Source organism: Clavibacter sp. MX14-G9D, assembly GCF_032917815.1.
GTDB lineage: Bacteria > Actinomycetota > Actinomycetes > Actinomycetales > Microbacteriaceae > Clavibacter > Clavibacter michiganensis_K.
The window spans coordinates 1-20,391 of the sequence record NZ_JAVCVL010000011.1; the positions used below are offsets into that span (position 1 = coordinate 1).

Consider the following 20,391-nt stretch of genomic DNA (forward strand, 5'->3'; position numbering starts at 1 on the left):
GGCTCCGCCTCCGCCGACGCCGACGCCGACGCCGACGCCGACGCCGACGAGCGAGGATCGCCCGCCGGACGGGTCGCGGACGGTGCGCGTGCCCGCGCGTCGCGAGGGTGCGTGCCCCGGCACGTCGAGGAGCGTCACGAGCCGCGGCCACGGCGTGATGCGCGGGAGTCCGTGCACGGCGGCGGCCGAGGCGCCGCCGAGCACGACGGGCGGCGTGGACGCGCTGACGAGCGCCCGGATGCGCAGGAGGTGCCGCTCCCGACTCGACACGGCCTCCCACCCGCCCCTCTCGACGTGCACCCCGGCGCGCAGCCGCACGAGCTCCCCCCGCGCCTCGGCACGTGCGACCGTCACGGGGTCGGCGCGCTCGTGCACCGCGTCCGCGCCGCAGTCGGACGCATCACCGGCGGACGCCGCGCCGGACAGGATCAGGACCACGTCGGGAGGCCCCAGCACCCCCGCCCCGAGGACGTCGGGCACGGGCATCTGCGGGGAGTCGGGCGGCATGACCGCACTGTGCCGTGCCCGCCGCTCGCCGGACGCTCGCCGGCGCGGCCCGCGGGCCGTCGGTCACCGCGCACCCCTGTGAGGGAGGGCGCCCCGCATCCCGAGGTCGACCCGGCGACGACCGCCGACGACGCGCGAGGGGCCGGCGCTGTCCGCGCCGGCCCCTCGTCCTCACCGCGCGTGACGCGCGGCCCCGCGCATCAGCGCCGGTAGTTGGGCGCCTCGACGACCATCTGCACGTCGTGCGGGTGCGACTCCTTCAGCCCGGCCGCCGTGATGCGCACGAAGCGCCCGCGGTCCTTGAGCTCGCCGACCGTGCGCGCCCCGACGTAGAACATCGACTGCCGGAGGCCGCCCGTGAGCTGGTACACCATGTTCGCGAGCGATCCGCGGTAGGGCACCTGGCCCTCGATGCCCTCGGGGATGAGCTTGTCGTCGCTCGGCACGTCCGACTGGAAGTAGCGGTCCTTCGAGTAGGAGGTCTTCGAGCCGCGGGTCTGGAGCGCGCCGAGCGAGCCCATCCCCCGATAGCTCTTGAACTGCTTGCCGCCGACGAACATGAGGTCGCCCGGGCTCTCGTCGCAGCCCGCGAGGAGGCTGCCGAGCATGACGGTGTCGGCACCGGCGACGAGCGCCTTCGCGATGTCGCCCGAGTACTGCAGGCCGCCGTCCGCGATGACCGGGATGCCGGCGGCGCGCGCGGCGAGCGACGCCTCGTAGACGGCGGTGACCTGGGGCACGCCCACGCCCGCGACGACGCGCGTGGTGCAGATGGACCCGGGGCCGACGCCGACCTTGATGGCGTCCGCGCCCGCGTCGATGAGCGCCTGGGCGCCCGACCGGGTCGCGACGTTGCCGCCGATGACGTCGACGTGCGACGTCGCCGGGTCGGACTTCAGCCGGCGGATGATGTCGAGCACGCCCTTGCTGTCGCCGTTCGCGGTGTCCACCACGAGCACGTCGACGCCCGCCTCCACGAGGGCGAGCGCGCGCTGCCAGGCGTCGCCGAAGAAGCCGATGGCCGCCCCGACGCGGAGGCGCCCCTCGGCGTCCTTGGTCGCGTCCGGGTACTGCTCGGACTTGTCGAAGTCCTTGACCGTGATGAGGCCGCGGAGCTTGCCGGCGTCGTCCACCAGGGGGAGCTTCTCGATCTTGTGCTCCGCGAAGATCGCGATCGCGTGGTCGGGATCGATGCCGACCCCGCCCGTGATGAGCGGGGTGCGGGTCATGACGTCGCGCACGAGCGTCGTCGCCGCCTGGACCGGCGAGACGAAGCGCATGTCCCGGTTGGTGATGATGCCGACGAGGGTGCCGTCGGACTCGACGACGGGGAGGCCCGAGACGCGGAACTGGCCGCAGAGCGCGTCCACCTCGGCGACGGTGGCGTCGGGCCGCGTCGTGACGGGATTCGTGATCATGCCCGACTCGCTGCGCTTGACCTTGTCGACGAAGGCCGCCTGGTCCTCGATGGAGAGGTTGCGGTGGATCACGCCCAGACCGCCCTGGCGGGCCATCGCGATGGCCATGCGCGCCTCGGTGACGGTGTCCATCGCCGAGGAGAGGAGGGGAGCCGCGACGCTGATGTTGCGGGTGAGGCGGGACGTGGTGTCCGCCTCGCTGGGGATGACGTCGGTGTGCCCCGGGAGGAGCATGACGTCGTCGTAGGTGAGGCCGATGACGCCGAACGGGTCGGACTGATCCAAGTTCCCTCCAGGGGGGTGAGAGGCGGACGATGCACCCGGGGGACCGCGTCGGCAACCGGTGTGTCGATGTTAACGGTCGTGCTCCCGCGCTATTCCCGCGCTATCACGCGGCCACGCGCCGTGGACGCGAAACATCCAGGACATAATCAGCACGTACTGTCAACCAACGTCGTCCTGACGGTAGTCGCGGTGCCTGTGCGGATGTGCCCATCCCACGGCTCCCCCTATGGAGGTCTAGTGATAGCCACTGGTTCGGCCGGAGCACGCGCGCAGCGCATGTGGGCCCTGATTCTCGCGGTGGCGTTCGCCTGCGCCGCACTCGTCCTCACGGCCCCGGCGGGTGCTCACGCGGATCCCCGCGCGGCGCCCCAGGCCGTCGACCCGGCATCCGCCGAGCAGTCCCTGCTCGTGTGGGTCCGGGCGGACGCCGACAAGACCGGCATCGCCGGCGTCACCGTCACGGTGTCGGGCGGCGGCGTCGACGCCACCGGCACGACCGACGCCGAGGGCAAGGCGGAGGTCGGGCTGTCCGCCCCCGGGTCGTTCACCGTCGAGGTCGACGAGTCCACGGTCCCCGAGGGCGCGGGCATCCCCCGCGCGGGCTCGAGCCCCCGCGAGATCGACGTCGCCGCGGGCAACAAGAACGTGCCGGCCTTCTTCTTCCTCTCCCCCGACGGCGGCGCGGCGGCGGGCCCGAGCCCCACGCCGAGCACCGACGGGGGCACGTCCACCGGCGGCGAGACGGCCGCCCCGGACACCGAGACCGGCGCGGTCTCGGGCACCGCCGAGCCCGTGTCGGGCAACAACTTCTGGAAGATCTTCTGGCCCAAGGTGGTGACGGGCCTCATCTTCGGCCTACTCCTCGCCCTCGCCGCCATCGGCCTCTCCCTCATCTACGGCACGACCGGCCTCAACAACTTCGCGCACGGCGAGCTGGTGACCTTCGGGGCCCTGATGGCCTACCTCTTCAGCAACGTGCTGGGGCTCAACCCGGTGCTCGCGATCCTCATCACGGTGGTCCTCGGCGGGGCGTTCGGCTACACGCAGGACGCCGCGATCTGGAAGCCGCTCCGGCGGCGGAACCTCGGCCTCGTGCCGCTGATGATCGTCACCATCGGCCTGTCGCTCGCGCTGCGCTACCTCTTCCAGTTCATCTTCGGCGCCGACCGCCTGACGCTGCCGAACAGCCCCGCGCCGTTCCTCGTCGTCGGGCCGGTGAGCCTCAAGTTCACGGACGTCGCCGGAGCGGTGGTCTCCATCGTGCTGCTGCTCGCCGTCGCGTACGTGCTGCTCTACACGAAGATCGGCAAGGCCACCCGCGCCGTCTCGGACAACCGCTCGCTCGCGGCCGCGTCCGGCATCGACGTGGAGCGGGTCATCCGCGTGGTCTGGGTCGGCGGCGCGGCCCTCGCGGCGCTGTCCGGCGTCTTCATCGCCTACTACCAGTCGCTGCGCTGGGACACGGGCGCCTCGATCCTGCTGCTCGTCTTCTCCGCCGTCGTCCTCGGCGGCCTGGGGACGGCGTTCGGCGCCCTCATCGGCTCGATCGTGATCGGCGTCTTCATCAACGTCAGCACCATGGTCCTGCCCGAGAACATGAAGTACGTGGCCGCTCTCGTGGTCATGATCGTCATCCTGCTCGTCAGGCCCCAGGGCATCCTGGGCCGGAAAGATCGGATCGGTTAGCCGCGCATGAACACCAACTTCATCTTCCTGGCGATCGGCGAGATCTTCTCGCCGACCACCGCGGCGTACGCGCTCGCGACCGTCGGCCTCGTGATCCACTTCGGCTTCACGGGCCTGCTCAACTTCGGCCAGGCCGGCTTCATGGCCATCGGCGGGTACGCGTTCGCCATCACGGCCGTCATGTACGACTGGCCCGTCTGGGCGTCCCTGCTCGCGGCGATCGTCGCGTCCACCGTCTTCGCGCTGATCCTCGGGATCCCGACGCTCCGGCTGCGGGCGGACTACCTGAGCATCGTGACCATCGCGGCGGCGGAGATCATCCGGCTCAGCGTCAAGACGCCCGAGTTCTCGAGCGTCACCGGCGGCTCCGAGGGCATCAACGGCGCGGCCGCGGGGTTCAACGACCTCAACCCGCTGCCCGAGGGCCGATTTGGCGCGGGCGTCCTCACCTACTCCGCCGACCAGTGGTGGATCCGCATCGTGGGCTGGGGCCTCGTCGGCATCGCCTGCCTCCTGGTCTTCCTCCTCATGCGCAGCCCCTGGGGCCGCGTGCTGAAGGGCGTGCGCGAGGACGAGGACGCGGTCCGCGCGCTCGGCAAGAACGTGTACTCCTACAAGATGCAGGCGCTCGTGCTCGGCGGCGTGTTCGGCGGGCTCGCGGGCGTGGTCTTCATCCTCCCGAGGTCGCTGCAGCCCGACAACTACGGCACGCAGCTCACGTTCTTCCTGTACACGATCATGCTGCTGGGCGGTGCCGCGACGATCTTCGGCCCCGTCATCGGCTCGATCATCTTCTGGGTCACGCTGTCGCTGTCCGACGGCCTGCTCAGCCTCGCGGTAACGAACGACTGGCTGCCCATCTCGAGCACCCAGCAGGGCCCGATCCGCTTCATCATCGTGGGCGTCGCGCTCATGCTGCTCGTGATCTTCCGACCACAGGGCATCTTCGGGAAGAAGAAGGAGACGCACTTTGCCTGACAAGACCCCGGTCTCGGCCATCCTCGACGGCGATGCCGGTCCGGGCTGCGCCAAGAAGGACCCCATCATCGTCGCGCACGGCGTCAGCCGGCAGTTCGGCGGCCTGAAGGCGGTCGACGTCGACCACCTCGAGATCCCGCGCGGCTCCATCACGGCCCTCATCGGCCCGAACGGCGCGGGCAAGACGACCTTCTTCAACCTGCTGACCGGCTTCGACAAGCCGAACACCGGCAAGTGGGAGTTCTCCGGTCGGAACCTCGCCGGGATGAGCGCGTTCCGCGTCGCCCGCCTCGGGATGGTCCGCACGTTCCAGCTCACGAAGGCGCTCGGCGGCATGACGGTGCTGGAGAACATGCGCCTCGGTGCCACCGGCCAGGGCGGCGAGAACTTCTTCTCCGCGCTGATCCGCCCGCTGTGGAGCCGGAAGGAGGACGAGATCACCGAGCGCGCCCGCGGGCTGCTCCGGAAGTTCAAGCTCGACGCCAAGGAGGAGGACTACGCGGCCAGCCTCTCCGGCGGACAGCGGAAGCTGCTCGAGATGGCCCGCGCGCTCATGACCCGTCCGCAGCTCGTCATGCTCGACGAGCCCATGGCCGGCGTCAACCCGGCGCTGACGCAGTCGCTGCTCCACCACATCCTCGACCTCAAGACCGAGGGCATGACCGTGCTGTTCGTCGAGCACGACATGCACATGGTCAACGAGATCGCCGACTGGGTCGTCGTGATGGCCGAGGGCCGCATCGTCGCCGAGGGTCCGCCCTCGACGGTGATGAGCGACCCGGCCGTCATCGACGCCTACCTCGGCGCGCACCACGACACCGACCTCGGCACGCTCACCGGCCAGCGCGAGGTGGCGAAGGACATGGAGTCCGACCTCGTCAAGGAAGAGATCGAGAAGGAAGCGGCAGAGAAGTGACGGCAGAGCGGGTCCTCCAGACCACCGACCTCCACGCGGGCTACCTGCCCGGGGTGAACATCCTCAACGGGTGCAACGTGCACGTCGACAAGGGCGAGCTCGTCGGCATCATCGGCCCGAACGGCGCCGGCAAGTCGACGCTGCTGAAGGCGATCTTCGGCCAGGTGAACGTGCGCGGCGGCAGCATCGAGCTGAACGGCCAGGACATCACCGGGCTGAAGGCCGACAAGCTCGTGTCCCGCGGCGTCGGCATGGTGCCGCAGAACAACAACGTGTTCCCGACCCTCACCATCGACGAGAACCTGCAGATGGGCGTGTACCAGAAGCCCAGGATGTACAAGGAGCGGCTGGCGTTCGTCACCGACCTGTTCCCGGAGCTCGGCAAGCGCCTCAAGCAGCGCGCCGGGTCCCTCTCCGGCGGCGAGCGGCAGATGGTCGCTATGTCGCGCGCGCTGATGATGGACCCGACGGTGCTGCTCCTCGACGAGCCGAGCGCGGGCCTCTCCCCCGTCCGCCAGGACGAGACGTTCATCAACGTCGCGCAGATCAACCGCGCGGGCGTCTCGGTCATGATCGTCGAGCAGAACGCCCGCCGGGCCCTGCAGATCTGCGACCGCGGCTACGTGCTCGACCAGGGCAAGGACGCCTACGAGGGCCGTGGGCGCGAGCTCATGAACGACCCGAAGGTCATCGAGCTGTACCTCGGCACGCTCGCCGCCGACCAGGAGAAGGCCAAGGCGGCACCGCAGCCCTGATCTCCCGCTCCTCGCACCATCCGACGCGGCATCCCCACGGGGGTGCCGCGTCGTCGTGTGCGCGGCGCGCGGCCGGCGGCGACGTCCGGCCGGCGGGCGGCGGCGTGCGTGGAGCTTCAGGGCGAGCGTGCATGCGAGCGTGCGTGCGTGCGTGATCAGGCACGGCATCGCCCCCCGCCGGTCAGCGCCGCGCCCCGACGTCCCCGAGCGCGTGCTCGCGGCCACGGCGAGCTGACGGCGCGGCACCGTGATCCTCAGCTCCCGCAGGGCCCTCGTGGCGGCAGGCAGCGGTCCCGGCCGTGCGGTCATGGCGCCACGACGCGTCCCCTCCGACGCGCGCACGCCTGCGCAGCTGCGAGGCCTGCGGCCGGTGCCGCGCGTCCGCCCGCGCCGGTGCGCGGAGGCCGCTGGGGCTGCGTGCAGGCGCCGGGCACGCGGGAGGGCCCGGTCCTTCCGGACCGGGCCCTCGGGCTCGTGCGTCGTGCGGGGTGCGGTGCTAGTCGAGCTTGCCGTAGACCTGCTCGGAGAAGGTCTGGACGTTGCCCTCCTCGTACTTGTAGACGGAGACGTACGCCTCGGTCGGGTCGCCGTTCTCGTCCCACGTGATCGGGCCGGAGATGCCGTCGTAGTCGATGTCCTCCCCGTCGGCGATGAGCTTCGCGCAGTCGGCGAACGACTCGCACTTGGTGCCGCCCTCGGAGACGGACTGCAGGTTGTCCTTCAGCGTCGCGCCGTCGGTCGCGCCACCCTGGAGGGCGGCGAGGGCGAGCAGCGTCGTGCCGTCGTAGGACTCGGCGGCGTAGCTGAAGACGGTCAGCTCGGGGTCGCCGTCGGCCTTGACCATGTCCTGCAGACGACCCTGGAAGTCCTCCTTGGCCTCGACGCCCGGGTTCGTGAACTGGGCGCCCGCGATGTCGACGTTGGTGTCGGTCTCCTTGATGACGCCGTAGTTGCCGTCCGTGCCGTAGAAGTTCGCGAAGTCGAAGCCCTTGGACGCGAGCTGGTCGGCGATCGTCTTGATCTCGTCGAACGAGATGACCACGAGCGCGTCGGGGTTCGGGGCGAGCACCGACGTGATGGCGCTGTTGAAGTCCGTGGCGGACGGCTCGAACACCGACTCGGCGGCGATGGTGGCGCCGCCCTCCTCGAGCGTCTTCTTGATGTTCTCGCGGAGGCCGGTGCCGTACGCGTCGTTCATGTAGAGGATGGAGACGTTCGTCTTGCCGTCCTGGAGGATCTTGTTGCCGAGGATGCGGCCCTGCAGCACGTCCGAGGGGGCGGTGCGCCAGTAGTAGCCGTCGTCCTCGTAGGTCGTGAAGTCGGGCGAGGTGTTCGCCGGCGACAGCTGGACGACGCCGGCCTGCGTGACCTGGTCGATGAAGGTCTTCGAGACGCCGGAGGACGCGGCACCGAGGATGGCGCTGTTGCCGTCCGCGATGAGCGACGTGGCCGACTGGCTCGCGATGTCGGTGGTGGTGTCGCCCGAGTCCTTGTCGGTGACGGTGACCGTGATGCCGGCGGCGGCGTCGTTGATGTCCTGCTCGGCGAGGTGGACGCCCGCGAACTCGGGCGGGCCGAGGACGGCCAGCGAACCGGTCTGGGGAAGGATCGTGCCGATCTTGAGTTCCAGGCCGCCGTCGCCCGTGGTGCCTCCGGTGCCGCTCTCGCCGCTGCCGCCGGAGCAGCCGGCCAGGACGAGGGCGCCGGCCACCGCGATGGTGACGGCGCTGAGGGCGGTGCGGGCGGATCGTGAGCGGGAGGCCGAAGCCCTGCCGAATGCGCTCATGGTGCTCCTTATGGATGTGTGTGGTGATGCTCGGGAATGTGGTGCATGAGGCACGCGAATGCGCGCCTCGCCTGGTGCGACCCTAGGGCGCGCGTGAGACGGACACAATGCATCGGCATTTCCGGCGTGTAACGCGACCCGATCGTTACCTTTCGCGGAATGCGCGACGGGATCCGAATCAGATGCCCTCGACCACCGCCGGATCCCTCCGGATGGGCGCGGACGGCGACGCGGCGCGACGCGCCGTGCGGAGCATGTCGATCGTGAGCAGCACGAGCGCCGCCCAGACGATCGCGAAGCCCGCCCAGCGCTCCGGCGGCATCGCCTCGTGCATCACGAAGACGCCGAACGCGAACTGCAGCAGGGGCGCGAGGTACTGCGTGAGCCCGATCACGGACAGCGGCAGGCGACCCGCCGCGAAGCCGAACAGGAGGAGCGGACCCGCGGTGACCACGCCCGTGCTCACCAGGAGGAGCGTGTGCCCGAGCGAGACGGTGCCGATCGTGAGGCCCGCCCCCGCGCCGGTGACCACGAGCATGGTCGTGGCGGCCGGCACGAGCCAGGCGGTCTCCAGCGCGAGGCCCGAGAGCGCGTCCGCCTGGCCGCTCACGCGCTTCTTGACGAGGCCGTACAGCCCGAAGGACCCGGCGAGCGCCAGGGAGACCCACGGGAGCTGCCCGTAGCCGACCGCGATGACGGCGACCGCGACGGCGCTCAGCCCGACGGCCGTCCACTGCAGCGGACGCAGGCGCTCCCGCAGGAGGACGACGCCGAGGAGCACGGTGACGATCGGGTTGATGAAGTAGCCGAGCGCGGTCTCGACGACGTGGCCCGAGAGCGTGCCGTACACGTAGACGGTCCAGTTGACGAGGATCAGGTGCCCCGCGAGCCCGAGGCCCAGGAGGATCCGCGGGCGCCGCACGATCGCGACCACGTGCGACCAGCGGCGCGCGACCGTGATGACGAGGGCGCAGACGACGAGCGAGAAGAGGATGCGCCAGCCGACGATCTCGAAGGCCCCCGCCGGCACGAGGAGGAGGAAGAAGACCGGCAGGACCCCCCACAGGCCGTAGGCGCCGACGGCGGCGAGGAGGCCGGTGCGGGTCGAGGTCTCCGGGGCGGGGTGCGTCACCTCCCGAGGCTAGCCCCGCGACCGGCGTCGGCCCGCCGGATCGGCCGCCGGACGCACGGGAGCCCGGCCGAACGCGTCGGCCGGGCTCCCGGGTGGTGCGGTGTCGCTAGACGACGAGCGTCAGCGCTCGATGACCGCGAGGACGTCGCGCGCGGAGAGGACGAGGAGGTCCTGGCCGTCGTACTTGACCTCGGTTCCGCCGTACTTGGAGTAGATGACCTTGTCGCCCACGGCGACGTCGAGCGGGACGCGGTTGCCGTTGTCGTCGATGCGGCCGGGGCCCACGGCCACGACCTCGCCCTCCTGGGGCTTCTCCTTGGCGGTGTCGGGGATGACCAGACCAGACGCGGTGGTCTGCTCGGCTTCGACCTGCTGGATGACGATGCGATCCTCGAGCGGCTTGATGGAGACCGACACGGTTGACCTCTTCCTTCGTGACTAAGGGACAAGACTGATTGGCAATCCCCGGGGGAGAGTGCCAGGTGAGATTCTACGGGCTGGGCTTGCACTCGTGCAACGCGAGTGCCAATCGGTGGGGAGCCGCTTCGGTACGGTGGGCGGATGGACCAGACCGACCTCCGCGAGGTGCTCTCCCTCGAGGGGCTCCGCCTGCTCGACAGCCTGCCCGAGCCGCGGCCGGGCGACGACGCGGTCCGGATCGTCACCGCGCTGCGCGGCGAGGGCCACTCCCCCGCGCTGGTGAGCGCCGTCCTCACGCAGTCCCGGCTGCGCGCCCGCGCCCGCGCCAAGTTCGGCGAGTTCGCCGGACGCATGCTCTTCACGGAGGCCGGGCTCGAGCAGGCGACCCGCCTCCCCGTCGCCGCGCAGCACGCCGGGCGCTTCCAGCAGGCGGGCGTGGCGCACGTCGCCGACCTCGGCTGCGGGATCGGCGGGGACGCGATGGCCATGGCGGCCATCGGGATCCGCGTCACGGCCGTCGAGCGCGACGAGGTGACCGCCGCGGTCGCCGGCTGGAACCTCGCGCCCTTCCCCGAGGCGGAGGTCGAGCAGGGCACGGCCGAGGGCTTCGACGCCGGCCGCGTCGACGGCGTCTACCTCGACCCCGCGCGGCGCACCGACGGGCACTCCTCCACCCGGCGCATCTCGGACCCCGCGGCATACTCGCCGACGCTCACGCAGGCGTTCGAGCTGGCGGCGGGGCACCCCGCGGGCATCAAGCTCGGGCCCGGCCTCGACCGCGACCTCATCCCCGACGAGGCGGAGGCGCAGTGGGTCTCCGTCGACGGGCAGGCCGTGGAGATGGGGCTGTGGTTCGGGCCCACGCGTCGCGACGGCGTGCGGCGGGCGGCGCTCGTGATCAGCGGGGCGTCGTCGTCGGAGCTCGTGTCCGCGGCCGACAGCGCGGACGCGGAGCTCGGCGAGCTGGGCGAGCACCTGTACGAGCCGGACGGCGCCGTCATCCGCGCCCGGCTCATCGGCGACCTCGCGCGCTCGCTCGACGGCCGCATGGTCGGCGAGGGGATCGCGTGGATCACCGCCGACCGGGAGCAGGCGACCCCGTTCGCGCGCGGGTTCCGCGTGCGCGAGGTGCTGCCGCTCGACGAGCAGCGGCTGCGGCGGGAGCTGCGGGCACGCGGCATCGGGACGCTGGAGATCAAGAAGCGCGGCGTCGACGTCGATCCGGCCCGGCTGCGCACGCGGCTGCAGCTGAAGGGGGACGCGTCGGCGACGCTCATCGCGACGCGCGTGGGCGGCCGGCGGGTCGCCATCCTCGCGGACCGGCACGGGGTCGACGCGGGCTGAGGCCGGCTCCCCTCCCGGACGCGACGACGCGGCCGCCCCGAGGGGACGACCGCGTCGTGGTGGTGCGATGGTGCGTGCGTGCCGGACGTGCTACGGCGCCGTCGGGAGCGGGGTGCCGTTGATCTCGCCGTTCTGGATCGCCGTGTTCACGAACACGACGACGACCAGCACCACGACGATGCTGACGAGGACGCCCACGATGCCGAGGATGAGGCCGGTGAGCCAGAAGCCCTTGGTGCCGGGGTTGCGCTTGCGCGCGAGGAGGCCCGTGATGATCGCCGCGATGCCCACGAAGAACGTGAGGAACCACAGCGGGAGCGACAGCACCACGGAGACGATGCCGAGCACCATCGAGGTGATGGCGAGGCCCTTCTTGGGCGCACCGCCGGGGCCGGGCTGGTAGGGCGCCGCGTAGGGCGAGCCGGATCCGGCGGCGGGAGCAGCCGGGTAGGACGGCTGGCCGGGCGCGGGCGGGAAGTCGTCGGAGGAGCGGTCCGGGTTCTGCGGATCGGTCATGGTCGTTCCTTTCGTCCCTGGGAACATACCGTGACATCGCCCCCGCGTTTAGAGGCTCGCGGAAATGGCCCCGGACGGGGGACCACCGGATCGGGACCGGATCCGGACCGGCTCAGCCGACCTGGACGACGGTGACCGGGAGGGTCGAGTCGGCGCCGAACGCGAGGCCCGACGGCGCGCGCCCCGCCTCGATGAGGCGCGCCCCGAGCGCCGCGATCATCGCGCCGTTGTCGGTGCAGAGCGACAGGGGCGGGATCCGCAGCTCGATGCCCGCCGCCCGGCACCGCTCGGCCGCCACCTCCCGGATCCGCGCGTTGGCGACCACGCCGCCGCCGAGGAGGAGACGCGGGATGCCGTGGTCGACGCACGCCGCGACGGCCTTGGTGAGGAGGACGTCGACGACGGCCTCGCGGAAGCTCGCGGCGACGTCCGCCACGGGCACGGGCTCGCCGGCGTCCTGGCGCTTCTCGACCCAGCGCGCGACCGCGGTCTTGAGGCCCGAGAAGGAGAAGTCGTAGCGGTGGCGCTCCATGTCCTTCGGGAGGCTCAGGCCGCGGGGGAATCGGATCGCCCGGGGGTCGCCGTCGGCCGCGACCCGGTCGATGTGCGGACCGCCGGGGTACGGCAGGCCGAGCACGCGCGCGACCTTGTCGAAGGCCTCGCCCGCGGCGTCGTCGATCGTCTCGCCCAGCAGCTCCACGTCGTCGACGAGGTCGCGCACGAGGAGGAGGGACGCGTGGCCGCCGGAGACGAGGAGCGCGATGCTCGGCGCCTCGAGCGGCCGGCCGGATCCGCCGTCGACGCTGAGGAGGTCCGCGCCGACGTGGCCCACCAGGTGGTTGACGCCGTGCAGCGGGACGTCGAGGGCCACGGCGAGCGCCTTCGCCGCGCCGACGCCCACCATGAGGGCGCCGGAGAGGCCCGGGCCGGCGGTGACCGCGATCGCGTCGAGCTCGCGGAGGGTGACGCCGGCCTCCTCGATCGCCGCCTCGATCGCCGGGGTCAGCGCCTCGAGGTGGGCGCGGGCGGCGACCTCGGGGACCACGCCGCCGTAGCGCGCGTGCTCCTCCATCGAGCTCGAGATGACGTTGGCGAGGAGCGTCTGGCCGCGGACGATGCCGATGCCGGTCTCGTCGCAGGAGGTCTCGATGCCGAGGACGAGCGGGCCCGCGGTCGCGTCGCACTCCCCCTCGGACGCGCACCCGTCGACGTCGTCGTCGGCGCCGTCCGCCGGGGCCGCGGGCTCCGCGGCGGGGCGCGGCTCGGTGGCGACGTGCGGGACCGGGCCGAGCGGGGCGCGCATCACGACCGCGTCGACGTCGTCGGGCTGGTAGTAGTGCGGGCGCACGGCGATCGGCTCGAAGCCGAGCGACGCGTAGAGCGCCTGCGCGACCGGGTTGTCCGCGCGCACCTCGAGCAGGACCTCCCGCGCGCCCCGGGCGTGGGCCTCCACGAGGAGGCGGGTGAGGAGGGCGCGGCCGATGCCGCGGCCGCGGGCGGATCCGGCGACCGCGATGGTCTGCACGTCGGCGGCGTGCAGGCCGCGCGGGCAGGAGAGCCCCGCGTAGCCGAGGATCGCGCCGTCGGACGCGTCGACCGCGACGACGTACCAGCAGTGCCGGGAGACGAGCTCGCCCCGCATGGCGTCCTCCGACCAGGCGTCGCTGACGAACGTGCTCGTCTCGAGGCGCATCAGCGCCGGGAGGTCCGCCAGCGCGGCCGGCCGGAAGACCACGCTCACGAGGTCACCCGCTTGGGTCCCGTGGAGACGGTGACGTCGGGCGAGCGGAGGTACAGCGCCTCGTCGGCGGCCTGCGGCAGCTCGAGGGCGTCCATGAGGCGCGCGACCTGCGCGAGGGACGCGGCACGGACCCCGGCGGCGTCGACGCGGTGGTCCGCCGTGGGCACGTCGTCGGGTTTGCTGAGGCCGGGACCGGCGGTGCGCTCGGCGACGCCGCCGGCCGCCGGCTCGGCGTACACGGACCAGTACAGCTCGCGGCGGCGTGCGTCGGTGACGACCACGAGGGACCCGGTGCCGCCCGCGGCGTAGTGGTCGTGGGCGACGGCGTCGTGGCTGACCACGGGGATGACGCGGACGTCGAGGCCGGTGGCGAGCACGCGGGCCGCCGCGATGCCGACGCGGAGGCCGGTGAAGGGGCCGGGGCCCATGCCCGCGACGACCGCGCGGATGTCGCAGCGGTCGACGCCGCACGCGGCGAGGCACTCGTCGAGCAGGGTGCCGATGACCTCGGCGTGCCGCATCGTGTCGGCCTCCTGGCGCTCGGCGAGGACCCGGCCGTCGGGGTCGATGACGGCGACGCCCGTGCCGGCGGAGGTGTCGATCGCGAGGAGCACTGGTCGAGTCTAGGCGCGGGCGCGCGCGCGGAGCCGACGGACGCGCACGGTGCGGGGCTCCTCGAGGGCGGCGTCGGGATCCGCGGCGTCATCGCGGCCGGCGTCCGGATCCGCGTCCCCGGCTCCCGTCGGCCGCGAGATCCGCAGGTCCCACCACTCCTCGGCGACGCCGTCGAGCTTGCCGTCGCCCCACTCGACCACGACGACGGAGCGCGCGAAGTCGATGTCGAGGTCGTCGAGCTCGCGGGCGTCGGCCAGCCGGTACGCGTCCACGTGCACGAGCGGCGGCCCCTCGACGAGGCTCGGGTGCGTGCGGGCGAGCACGAACGTGGGGCTCGTGACGGGTCCGCGGACGCCGAGGCCGTCGCCGAGGCCGCGGGTGAAGGTGGTCTTGCCGGCGCCCAGCGGGCCGGACAGGACCACGAGGTCGCCCGCGCCGAGCTCGCGCGCGAAGGCGCGGCCGAGCTCCTCCATGTCGTCCGTCGTGGGGACGGGGACCCGCTCGTCGGAGAGGACGGCCGGGTCGGCGGCCGGGTCGGCCGCCGGGTCGGCCGCCGCGTCGGCGCGCTCGTGGAGGTGCACGCGGTCGACCCGGGGCCCGACCCGCGTCACGATCTCGTCGCCGATGGTCTCGGCCCACCCGGCCCACTCCTCGGCGGTCGGCTCGCCACGGTCGCCGGGCCCCAGGACCACGACGGTGTCGCCGACCTCGACGGGCAGGTCGCCCACGTCGAGCACGAGCTGGTCCATCGCGATGCGGCCAGCGATCGGGAAGCGGCGGCCTCCCAGCAGCACGGACGCGTGCGGGCCGGCGATGCGCGGGATCCCGTCGGCGTAGCCCAGCGGCACGAGCGCGAGCGTCGACGGCCCGGCGGTCCGGTGGTCGAGGCCGTAGGAGACGCCCTGCCCGGCCTCGACGCGCTTGACCGCGACGACGTCGGCCTCGAGCGTCATCGCCGGGACGAGGCCGAGGTCCCGGCCGGAGCGGTCGTCGAACGGGGAGATGCCGTAGACGGCGATGCCGAAGCGGACCATGTCGAAGCGCGCCGCGGGCAGCCGGATCCCGGCCGAGCTCGCCGCCAGGTGCTTCTCCGCCGGGCGCGCGCCCAGCTCCTCGGCGACGCGGACGGCCTCGTGGAAGCGGGCGAGGGCCGCGTCGTCGTCCTCGGGCGACGCGTCGGCGAGATGCGACCAGAGCGCGTGCAGGGTCAGCTCCCCCGCGGCGTCGGCGGCGACGGCCGCGCGCACGAGGTCCGGCCACAGCTCCGGGGTGGCGCCGTTGCGGCTGAGGCCCGTGTCGGCCTTGAGGTGCACGCGGGCGCGGATCCCCGTGGCGCGCCCGGCGGCGGCGATGCGCTCGAGCTCCCACAGGGCGGAGACGCCGAGGTCGATGCCCTCCTCGACGGCCACGCGGAAGTCGGTGTCGACGCCGTGCAGCCAGGCCAGGAGGCGGGCTCCGATGCCGGCGCGTCGCAGCTCGACCGCGGACGCCACGTCGAGCACCGCGAGGCTCTCCGCGCCCGACTCGAGGGCGGCGCGCGCGACCTGGAGGGCGCCGTGCCCGTAGGCGTCGGCCTTGACCGCCACCATCATGCGGGCGGGCGCCGCGAGCGCCGCGAGGGTCCGGACGTTGTGGCGGATCGCGTCGAGGTCGATGACGGCGCGGCGACCCGGGGCGACGGGGGCGGCAGGGGCGACGGCCGCAGTGGGCGCGGGCCGGTCGGCGCCGGGTGCGGGCGCCGCGTGCGCGGATCCGGTCATGCCAGGTGCCTCCGGGTCACGCGGCCGGCGACGCGCGTGACGATCTCGTAGCCGATGGTGCCGGTCGCCTCGGCCCACTCCTCCACCGACGGGGCGCCCGTGGCGGGATCCCCGAAGAGCACGGCGTCGTCCCCCACCGCCACCGCGCGCCCGTCGACGACGCCGTCGCCCACGTCGACCACGAACTGGTCCATGGCGATCCGGCCGCTCACCCGGAAGCGGGCGCCGTGGATCGCGACGGGCGCCCGGTTGCTCGCGAGGCGCGGGACGCCGTCGGCGAAGCCGAGCGAGACGAGGGCGAGCGTCGTCGCGCGCGTGGTGCGGTACGTGTAGCCGTAGGAGACGCCCGTGTCGGCGGGCACGCGCTTGACCGCGACGACGCTGCCGACGAGGGTCATCGCGGGCACCAGGCCGAGGTCGGCCGACGTGACGCCGTCGAGCGGGGAGATGCCGTAGATCCCGATGCCGAGGCGCACCATGTCGAGCCGCGCCTCGGGCACGCGCAGCGCTCCGGCGGTCGCCGCGAGATGGCGGATCCCGGGCTCCAGCCCCGCGGCCCGCACCACGTCGAGCGCGGCGTGGAAGGCGCGCACCTGCGCGGCGTCCTCGTCGGCGCCGGCGTTGGCGAGGTGGCTGAAGACGCCGCCGAGGCGGACGACCCCCTCGGCGACGAGCGCGCGCACCTCGGCGACCACGGACGGCCAGTCCGCGGCGGTGACGCCGTTCCGGCCGAGTCCCGTGTCGACCTTGAGGTGGACGTCGGCGGGTCGCCCCGCCCGGCGCGCGGCCTCCGCGGCCTCCCGCACCTGGCGCCGGCTGTTGAGCCCGAGGTCGATGCCGTGCGCGATGGCGGTGCCGAAGTCGGCGCCGGGGGCGTGCATCCAGGTGAGGACGGGCGCGTCGACGCCCGCGGCCCGCAGCGCGAGCGCCTCGCGGATGTCGACCACGCCGAGCCGGTCGGCGCCGCCCGCGAGGGCCGCGCGGGCGGATGCGACGGCCCCGTGCCCGTAGCCGTCGGCCTTCACCACGGCCATCACGAGCGGGGCGCCCGTGGCGGCGCGGAGTGCGCGGACGTTCCGGGAGATGGCGCCCGTGTCGATGCGCGCCTCGCGACGGAGGGCGGCCGGGGCCTGGAGCGTCGCCTCGTCGATCATGCGCCCTCCCCCTCCGTCACCACGAACGCGGTCGCGAGCCCGGCGTCGTGGCTCATGCTCAGGTGGATCCGCGTCACGCCCCGCTCGCCGGCGACCGCCGCGACGGCCCCGCCGATGCGGAACGACGGGTCGCCGTGCGCGTCGCGGACGACCTCCATGTCCTGCCAGCTGATCCCGCCGGGACCGCCCAGCGCCTTGATGAGCGCCTCCTTGGCGGCGAACCGCGCGGCCAGCGAGCGCACCGGCAGGGCGCGCTCGGCGGGCGCGAACAGGCGCGGCACGAGGCCCGGCGTCCGCCCGGCGCTCCGGGCGAAGCGCGCCACGTCGACCACGTCGACGCCGATGCCCCTGATCACGCGCGCCCGGTCACTCGACGGTGACGGACTTCGCGAGGTTGCGCGGCTGGTCGACGTCGAGGCCCTTCGCGGCCGCGAGCTCCATCGCGAAGATCTGCAGCGGGGTCACGGCGAGGAGCGGCTCGAACAGCGGCGCCGCGAGCGGGATCGGGATGACCTCGTCCGCGTGCGGCAGGACGAACGCGTCGCCCTGCTCCGCGATCGCGATGACGCGCGCGCCCCGCGCCCGGATCTCCTCGATGTTGGAGATGACCTTCTTGTGCAGCGCCAGCTGGTGCGTGGGGCTCGGGACGATGACGAACACGGGCTGGCCCGGCTCGATGAGCGCGATGGGCCCGTGCTTGAGCTCGCCCGCGGCGAAGCCCTCCGCGTGGATGTACGCGAGCTCCTTGAGCTTCAGCGCGCCCTCCAGCGCCACCGGGAAGCCCACGTTGCGGCCGAGGAACAGCACGGCGCGCGTGTCCGCCATCCACTTCGCGAGCTGGCGGATGGTCTCGCCCTGCTCGACCACCGTGGTGAGCTTCTCCGGGATCGCGAGGAGCTCCTCCGTGTTGGCGACGATCTCGTCGGCCGACAGCGTGCCGCGGATGCGCGCGAGGTGCAGCCCGAGGAGGTACAGCGCCGCGACCTGCGCGACGAAGGCCTTCGTGGACGCGACCGCGACCTCGGGGCCCGCGTGCGTGTAGACGACGGCCTCCGACTCGCGCGGGATCGTGGCGCCCTGCGTGTTGCAGATGGAGAGGACGCGCGCCCCTGCCTCGCGGGCGAAGCGCACGGCGAGCAGGGTGTCCATGGTCTCGCCGGACTGGCTGATGGAGACGACGAGCGTCCGCGCGTCGAGCACCGGGTCCCGGTAGCGGAACTCGTGCGCGAGCTCCACCTCGACGGGCACGCGTGCCCACTTCTCGACGGCGTACTTGCCGAGGATGCCCGAGTAGGCCGCCGTGCCGCACGCCACGATGACGATGCGCTGGATGTCCGCGAGGTCGGCCTCGCCGATCGCGTCGAGGTCGGGCAGCACGACGACGCCGTCGACGATGCGGCCGCGCAGCGTGTTCGCCACGGCGTCCGGCCCCTCGCTGATCTCCTTCGCCATGAAGCTCGACCAGCCGCCCTTCTCGCTGGCGGAGGCGTCCCACGCGATCTCGAACTCGTGCGTCTCCACGGGCGCGCCGTGGAAGTCGGTGACGGTGACCGAGTCGGGGCGGATCGCGACCATCTGGTCCTGCCCGATGGCGACCGCGCGGCGCGTGAACTCGACGAAGGCGGCCACGTCGGAGCCGAGGAAGTTCTCGCCCTCGCCCAGCCCGATGACGAGGGGGGAGTTGCGGCGCGCGCCGACCACGAGGCCGGGCTGGTCGCGGTGGACGGCGAGGAGCGTGAACGCGCCCTCGAGGCGGCTCACGGTGTTCCGGAACGCCTGCTCGAGGTCGTGCGTGATGCCGTACTCGCGGCCGAGGAGCCGGGCGGCGACCTCGGTGTCCGTGTCGCTCTCGAAGGAGTAGCCGTCCGCGAGGAGGTCGTCCTTGAGCTCCGCGAAGTTCTCGATGATGCCGTTGTGGATGAGGGCGAGCCTGCCGTCGTCGCCCAGGTGCGGGTGCGCGTTGCGGTCGGTCGGGCCGCCGTGCGTGGCCCAGCGCGTGTGGCCGATGCCGGTGGACCCGTCCGGGAGCGGCGACGCCTCCAGGTCCTCCAGCAGGCGGTCGAGCTTGCCGGCGCGCTTGCGGACGCCGAGCGTCCCGTCCTCGTCGAGGATCGCCACGCCCGCGGAGTCGTATCCGCGGTACTCGAGCCTCCGCAGCCCTCCGAGGAGGACCTCGAGGCTCCTGGCCCCACCGACGTATCCCACGATTCCGCACATGGGGCAGGAGTTTACCGTCGCGGGTCGGGGATCCCCTGCGCGGCCGTGCCCCGGGCGCGCCCCGGCCGCCCCACCGGCGGTCGCCTGCCCGCCGCCCGGTCGCCGCCGCGGCCCGGCCGTAGGATGAGGGGCCATGCCAGACACCGCGACGGGACACCCGACGAGCCACGGCAGCGTCTCCCCGTTCGTGGAGATCGCCCGTGCCGACTGGGCGGCCCTCGCCCCCGCCACGCACCTGCCGCTCCGGGAGACGGAGCTCGTCCAGCTGCGGGGCATCGGCGACCGGCTCGACATGCGCGAGGTGGGCGACGTCTACCTCCCCCTCAGCCGGCTGCTGAACCTCTACGTGTCCGGCACCAAGAAGCTGCACCGGGAGACGAGCGCGTTCCTCGGCGAGCGGGCCAAGAGCACGCCGTTCGTCATCGGCGTCGCGGGATCCGTCGCGGTCGGCAAGTCGACCGTGGCCCGGCTCCTCCGGGAGATGCTGGCCCGCTGGGAGGACACCCCGCGCGTCGAGCTGGTGACCACCGACGGCTTCCTCCACCCGAACGCCGAGCTCGAGCGCCGCGGCCTCATGGAGCGGAAGGGCTTCCCCGAGTCGTACGACCGGCGGGCGCTCCTGCGCTTCGTCACCCAGGTGAAGAGCGGCGTCCCCGAGGTGCGCGCGCCCTTCTACTCGCACCTCGCCTACGACATCGTCCCGGGCGCCGAGGTCGTGGTCCGGCAGCCGGACGTGCTCATCATCGAGGGCCTGAACGTCCTCCAGCCCGCGGCGTCCGGCGCGAAGCTCGCGGTGAGCGACCTGTTCGACTTCTCGATCTACGTCGACGCCCGCACGCACGACATCGCCCAGTGGTACGAGGAGCGGTTCCTGAGCCTGCAGCGCGGCGCCTTCAGCAACCCGCGCTCGTACTTCCACCGCTACGCGGAGCTCAGCCCCACCGAGGCGGCGGAGCGCGCGCGCCGCATCTGGTCGACCATCAACGAGCCGAACCTCGAGCAGAACATCCGCCCCACGCGATCGCGGGCGACGCTGGTGCTGCGGAAGGACGCCGACCACTCGGTCGCGAACGTCCTGCTGCGGAAGCTCTGACGGCACCGGCACCGGCGCCGGCCCCGTCACCGGCACCGGCATCGGTGGCCGGTCCGGGACGGACCCTG

At 73.0% G+C, this 20,391-nt stretch carries 17 protein-coding genes and 1 pseudogene; 6 read left to right on the forward strand and 12 right to left on the reverse strand.

All coding sequences use genetic code 11. The features are described 5' to 3' along the window. Together Q6969_RS02380 and guaB are read right to left on the reverse strand one after the other, a co-directional pair. A pseudogene (locus tag Q6969_RS02380) lies at positions 1 to 507 on the reverse strand (hypothetical protein); the annotation flags it as partial. Positions 508 to 707: 200 nt separating this feature from the next. Further along, complete coding sequence (guaB, locus tag Q6969_RS02385) at positions 708 to 2,210, reverse strand: IMP dehydrogenase (protein ID WP_317229011.1); 1,503 nt, start codon at positions 2,208 to 2,210, stop codon at positions 708 to 710. 276 nt (positions 2,211 to 2,486) lie between these two features. On the opposite strand from guaB, the gene Q6969_RS02390 reads away from it, so the two are divergent. The 4 genes from Q6969_RS02390 to Q6969_RS02405 are packed head-to-tail and all read left to right on the forward strand — an operon-like array spanning position 2,487 to position 6,545. Then, positions 2,487 to 3,896: an ABC transporter permease subunit gene (locus Q6969_RS02390; protein ID WP_317229012.1), complete on the forward strand. Its 1,410-nt coding sequence runs from the start codon at positions 2,487 to 2,489 to the stop codon at positions 3,894 to 3,896. Positions 3,897 to 3,902: 6 nt separating this feature from the next. After that, positions 3,903 to 4,874 (forward strand): branched-chain amino acid ABC transporter permease, encoded by a 972-nt coding sequence (locus tag Q6969_RS02395; RefSeq protein ID WP_104289944.1) that lies wholly within the window; start codon positions 3,903 to 3,905, stop codon positions 4,872 to 4,874. Then, a complete protein-coding gene (locus Q6969_RS02400) occupies positions 4,867 to 5,790 on the forward strand; it encodes an ABC transporter ATP-binding protein (protein WP_094116561.1) in 924 nt (307 codons plus the stop codon). Before Q6969_RS02395 ends, Q6969_RS02400 begins: the two co-directional genes overlap by 8 nt. Continuing rightward, entirely contained in the window at positions 5,787 to 6,545 is a 759-nt protein-coding gene (locus tag Q6969_RS02405; RefSeq protein ID WP_094116562.1) for an ABC transporter ATP-binding protein, read from the forward strand. The genes Q6969_RS02400 and Q6969_RS02405 overlap by 4 nt, the downstream gene beginning before the upstream one ends. Positions 6,546 to 7,041: 496 nt before the next feature. On the opposite strand, the gene Q6969_RS02410 is transcribed toward Q6969_RS02405, so the two are convergent. From Q6969_RS02410 to groES, 3 genes are all read right to left on the reverse strand, one after another. Continuing rightward, a complete protein-coding gene (locus Q6969_RS02410; protein ID WP_317229013.1) occupies positions 7,042 to 8,331 on the reverse strand; it encodes an ABC transporter substrate-binding protein in 1,290 nt (429 codons plus the stop codon). A gap of 178 nt (positions 8,332 to 8,509) precedes the next feature. After that, positions 8,510 to 9,463 (reverse strand): EamA family transporter RarD, encoded by a 954-nt coding sequence (gene rarD / locus Q6969_RS02415; protein WP_317229014.1) that lies wholly within the window; start codon positions 9,461 to 9,463, stop codon positions 8,510 to 8,512. 120 nt (positions 9,464 to 9,583) lie between these two features. Continuing rightward, a complete protein-coding gene (groES, locus tag Q6969_RS02420; RefSeq protein ID WP_012039257.1) occupies positions 9,584 to 9,880 on the reverse strand; it encodes a co-chaperone GroES in 297 nt (98 codons plus the stop codon). A gap of 144 nt (positions 9,881 to 10,024) precedes the next feature. Here groES and Q6969_RS02425 point away from each other — a divergent pair, with 144 nt between their 5' ends. After that, positions 10,025 to 11,227: a class I SAM-dependent methyltransferase gene (locus Q6969_RS02425; protein ID WP_317229015.1), complete on the forward strand. Its 1,203-nt coding sequence runs from the start codon at positions 10,025 to 10,027 to the stop codon at positions 11,225 to 11,227. 90 nt (positions 11,228 to 11,317) lie between these two features. On the opposite strand, the gene Q6969_RS02430 is transcribed toward Q6969_RS02425, so the two are convergent. From Q6969_RS02430 to glmS, 7 genes are all read right to left on the reverse strand, one after another. Then, positions 11,318 to 11,743: a DUF4190 domain-containing protein gene (locus tag Q6969_RS02430; protein ID WP_317229016.1), complete on the reverse strand. Its 426-nt coding sequence runs from the start codon at positions 11,741 to 11,743 to the stop codon at positions 11,318 to 11,320. A 112-nt stretch (positions 11,744 to 11,855) separates the two neighbouring features. Further along, positions 11,856 to 13,484, reverse strand: coding sequence for a tRNA (adenosine(37)-N6)-threonylcarbamoyltransferase complex transferase subunit TsaD (gene tsaD, locus Q6969_RS02435; protein WP_317229017.1), 1,629 nt, complete (start codon positions 13,482 to 13,484; stop codon positions 11,856 to 11,858). Beyond that, positions 13,481 to 14,098: a tRNA (adenosine(37)-N6)-threonylcarbamoyltransferase complex dimerization subunit type 1 TsaB gene (tsaB, locus tag Q6969_RS02440; protein ID WP_317229018.1), complete on the reverse strand. Its 618-nt coding sequence runs from the start codon at positions 14,096 to 14,098 to the stop codon at positions 13,481 to 13,483. Before tsaB ends, tsaD begins: the two co-directional genes overlap by 4 nt. Positions 14,099 to 14,107: 9 nt before the next feature. After that, on the reverse strand, positions 14,108 to 15,859 hold the full coding sequence (gene alr, locus Q6969_RS02445) for an alanine racemase (protein ID WP_317229019.1): 1,752 nt from the start codon (positions 15,857 to 15,859) through the stop codon (positions 14,108 to 14,110). Beyond that, positions 15,856 to 17,013 (reverse strand): alanine racemase, encoded by a 1,158-nt coding sequence (alr, locus tag Q6969_RS02450; protein WP_317229020.1) that lies wholly within the window; start codon positions 17,011 to 17,013, stop codon positions 15,856 to 15,858. The genes alr (Q6969_RS02445) and alr (Q6969_RS02450) overlap by 4 nt, the downstream gene beginning before the upstream one ends. Continuing rightward, the gene (locus Q6969_RS02455) at positions 17,010 to 17,369 is read right to left on the reverse strand and encodes a holo-ACP synthase (RefSeq protein ID WP_317229021.1); all 360 of its coding nucleotides are present in this window, start codon (positions 17,367 to 17,369) and stop codon (positions 17,010 to 17,012) included. Before Q6969_RS02455 ends, alr (Q6969_RS02450) begins: the two co-directional genes overlap by 4 nt. 10 nt (positions 17,370 to 17,379) lie before the next feature. Continuing rightward, positions 17,380 to 19,230: a glutamine--fructose-6-phosphate transaminase (isomerizing) gene (gene glmS / locus Q6969_RS02460; protein WP_317229022.1), complete on the reverse strand. Its 1,851-nt coding sequence runs from the start codon at positions 19,228 to 19,230 to the stop codon at positions 17,380 to 17,382. Between the two features lie 133 nt (positions 19,231 to 19,363). Between glmS and coaA the strand changes: the two genes are divergently transcribed. Beyond that, positions 19,364 to 20,323, forward strand: a complete 960-nt coding sequence (coaA, locus tag Q6969_RS02465) for a type I pantothenate kinase (RefSeq protein ID WP_317229023.1) — start codon at positions 19,364 to 19,366, stop codon at positions 20,321 to 20,323. Positions 20,324 to 20,391: the final 68 nt, after the last annotated feature.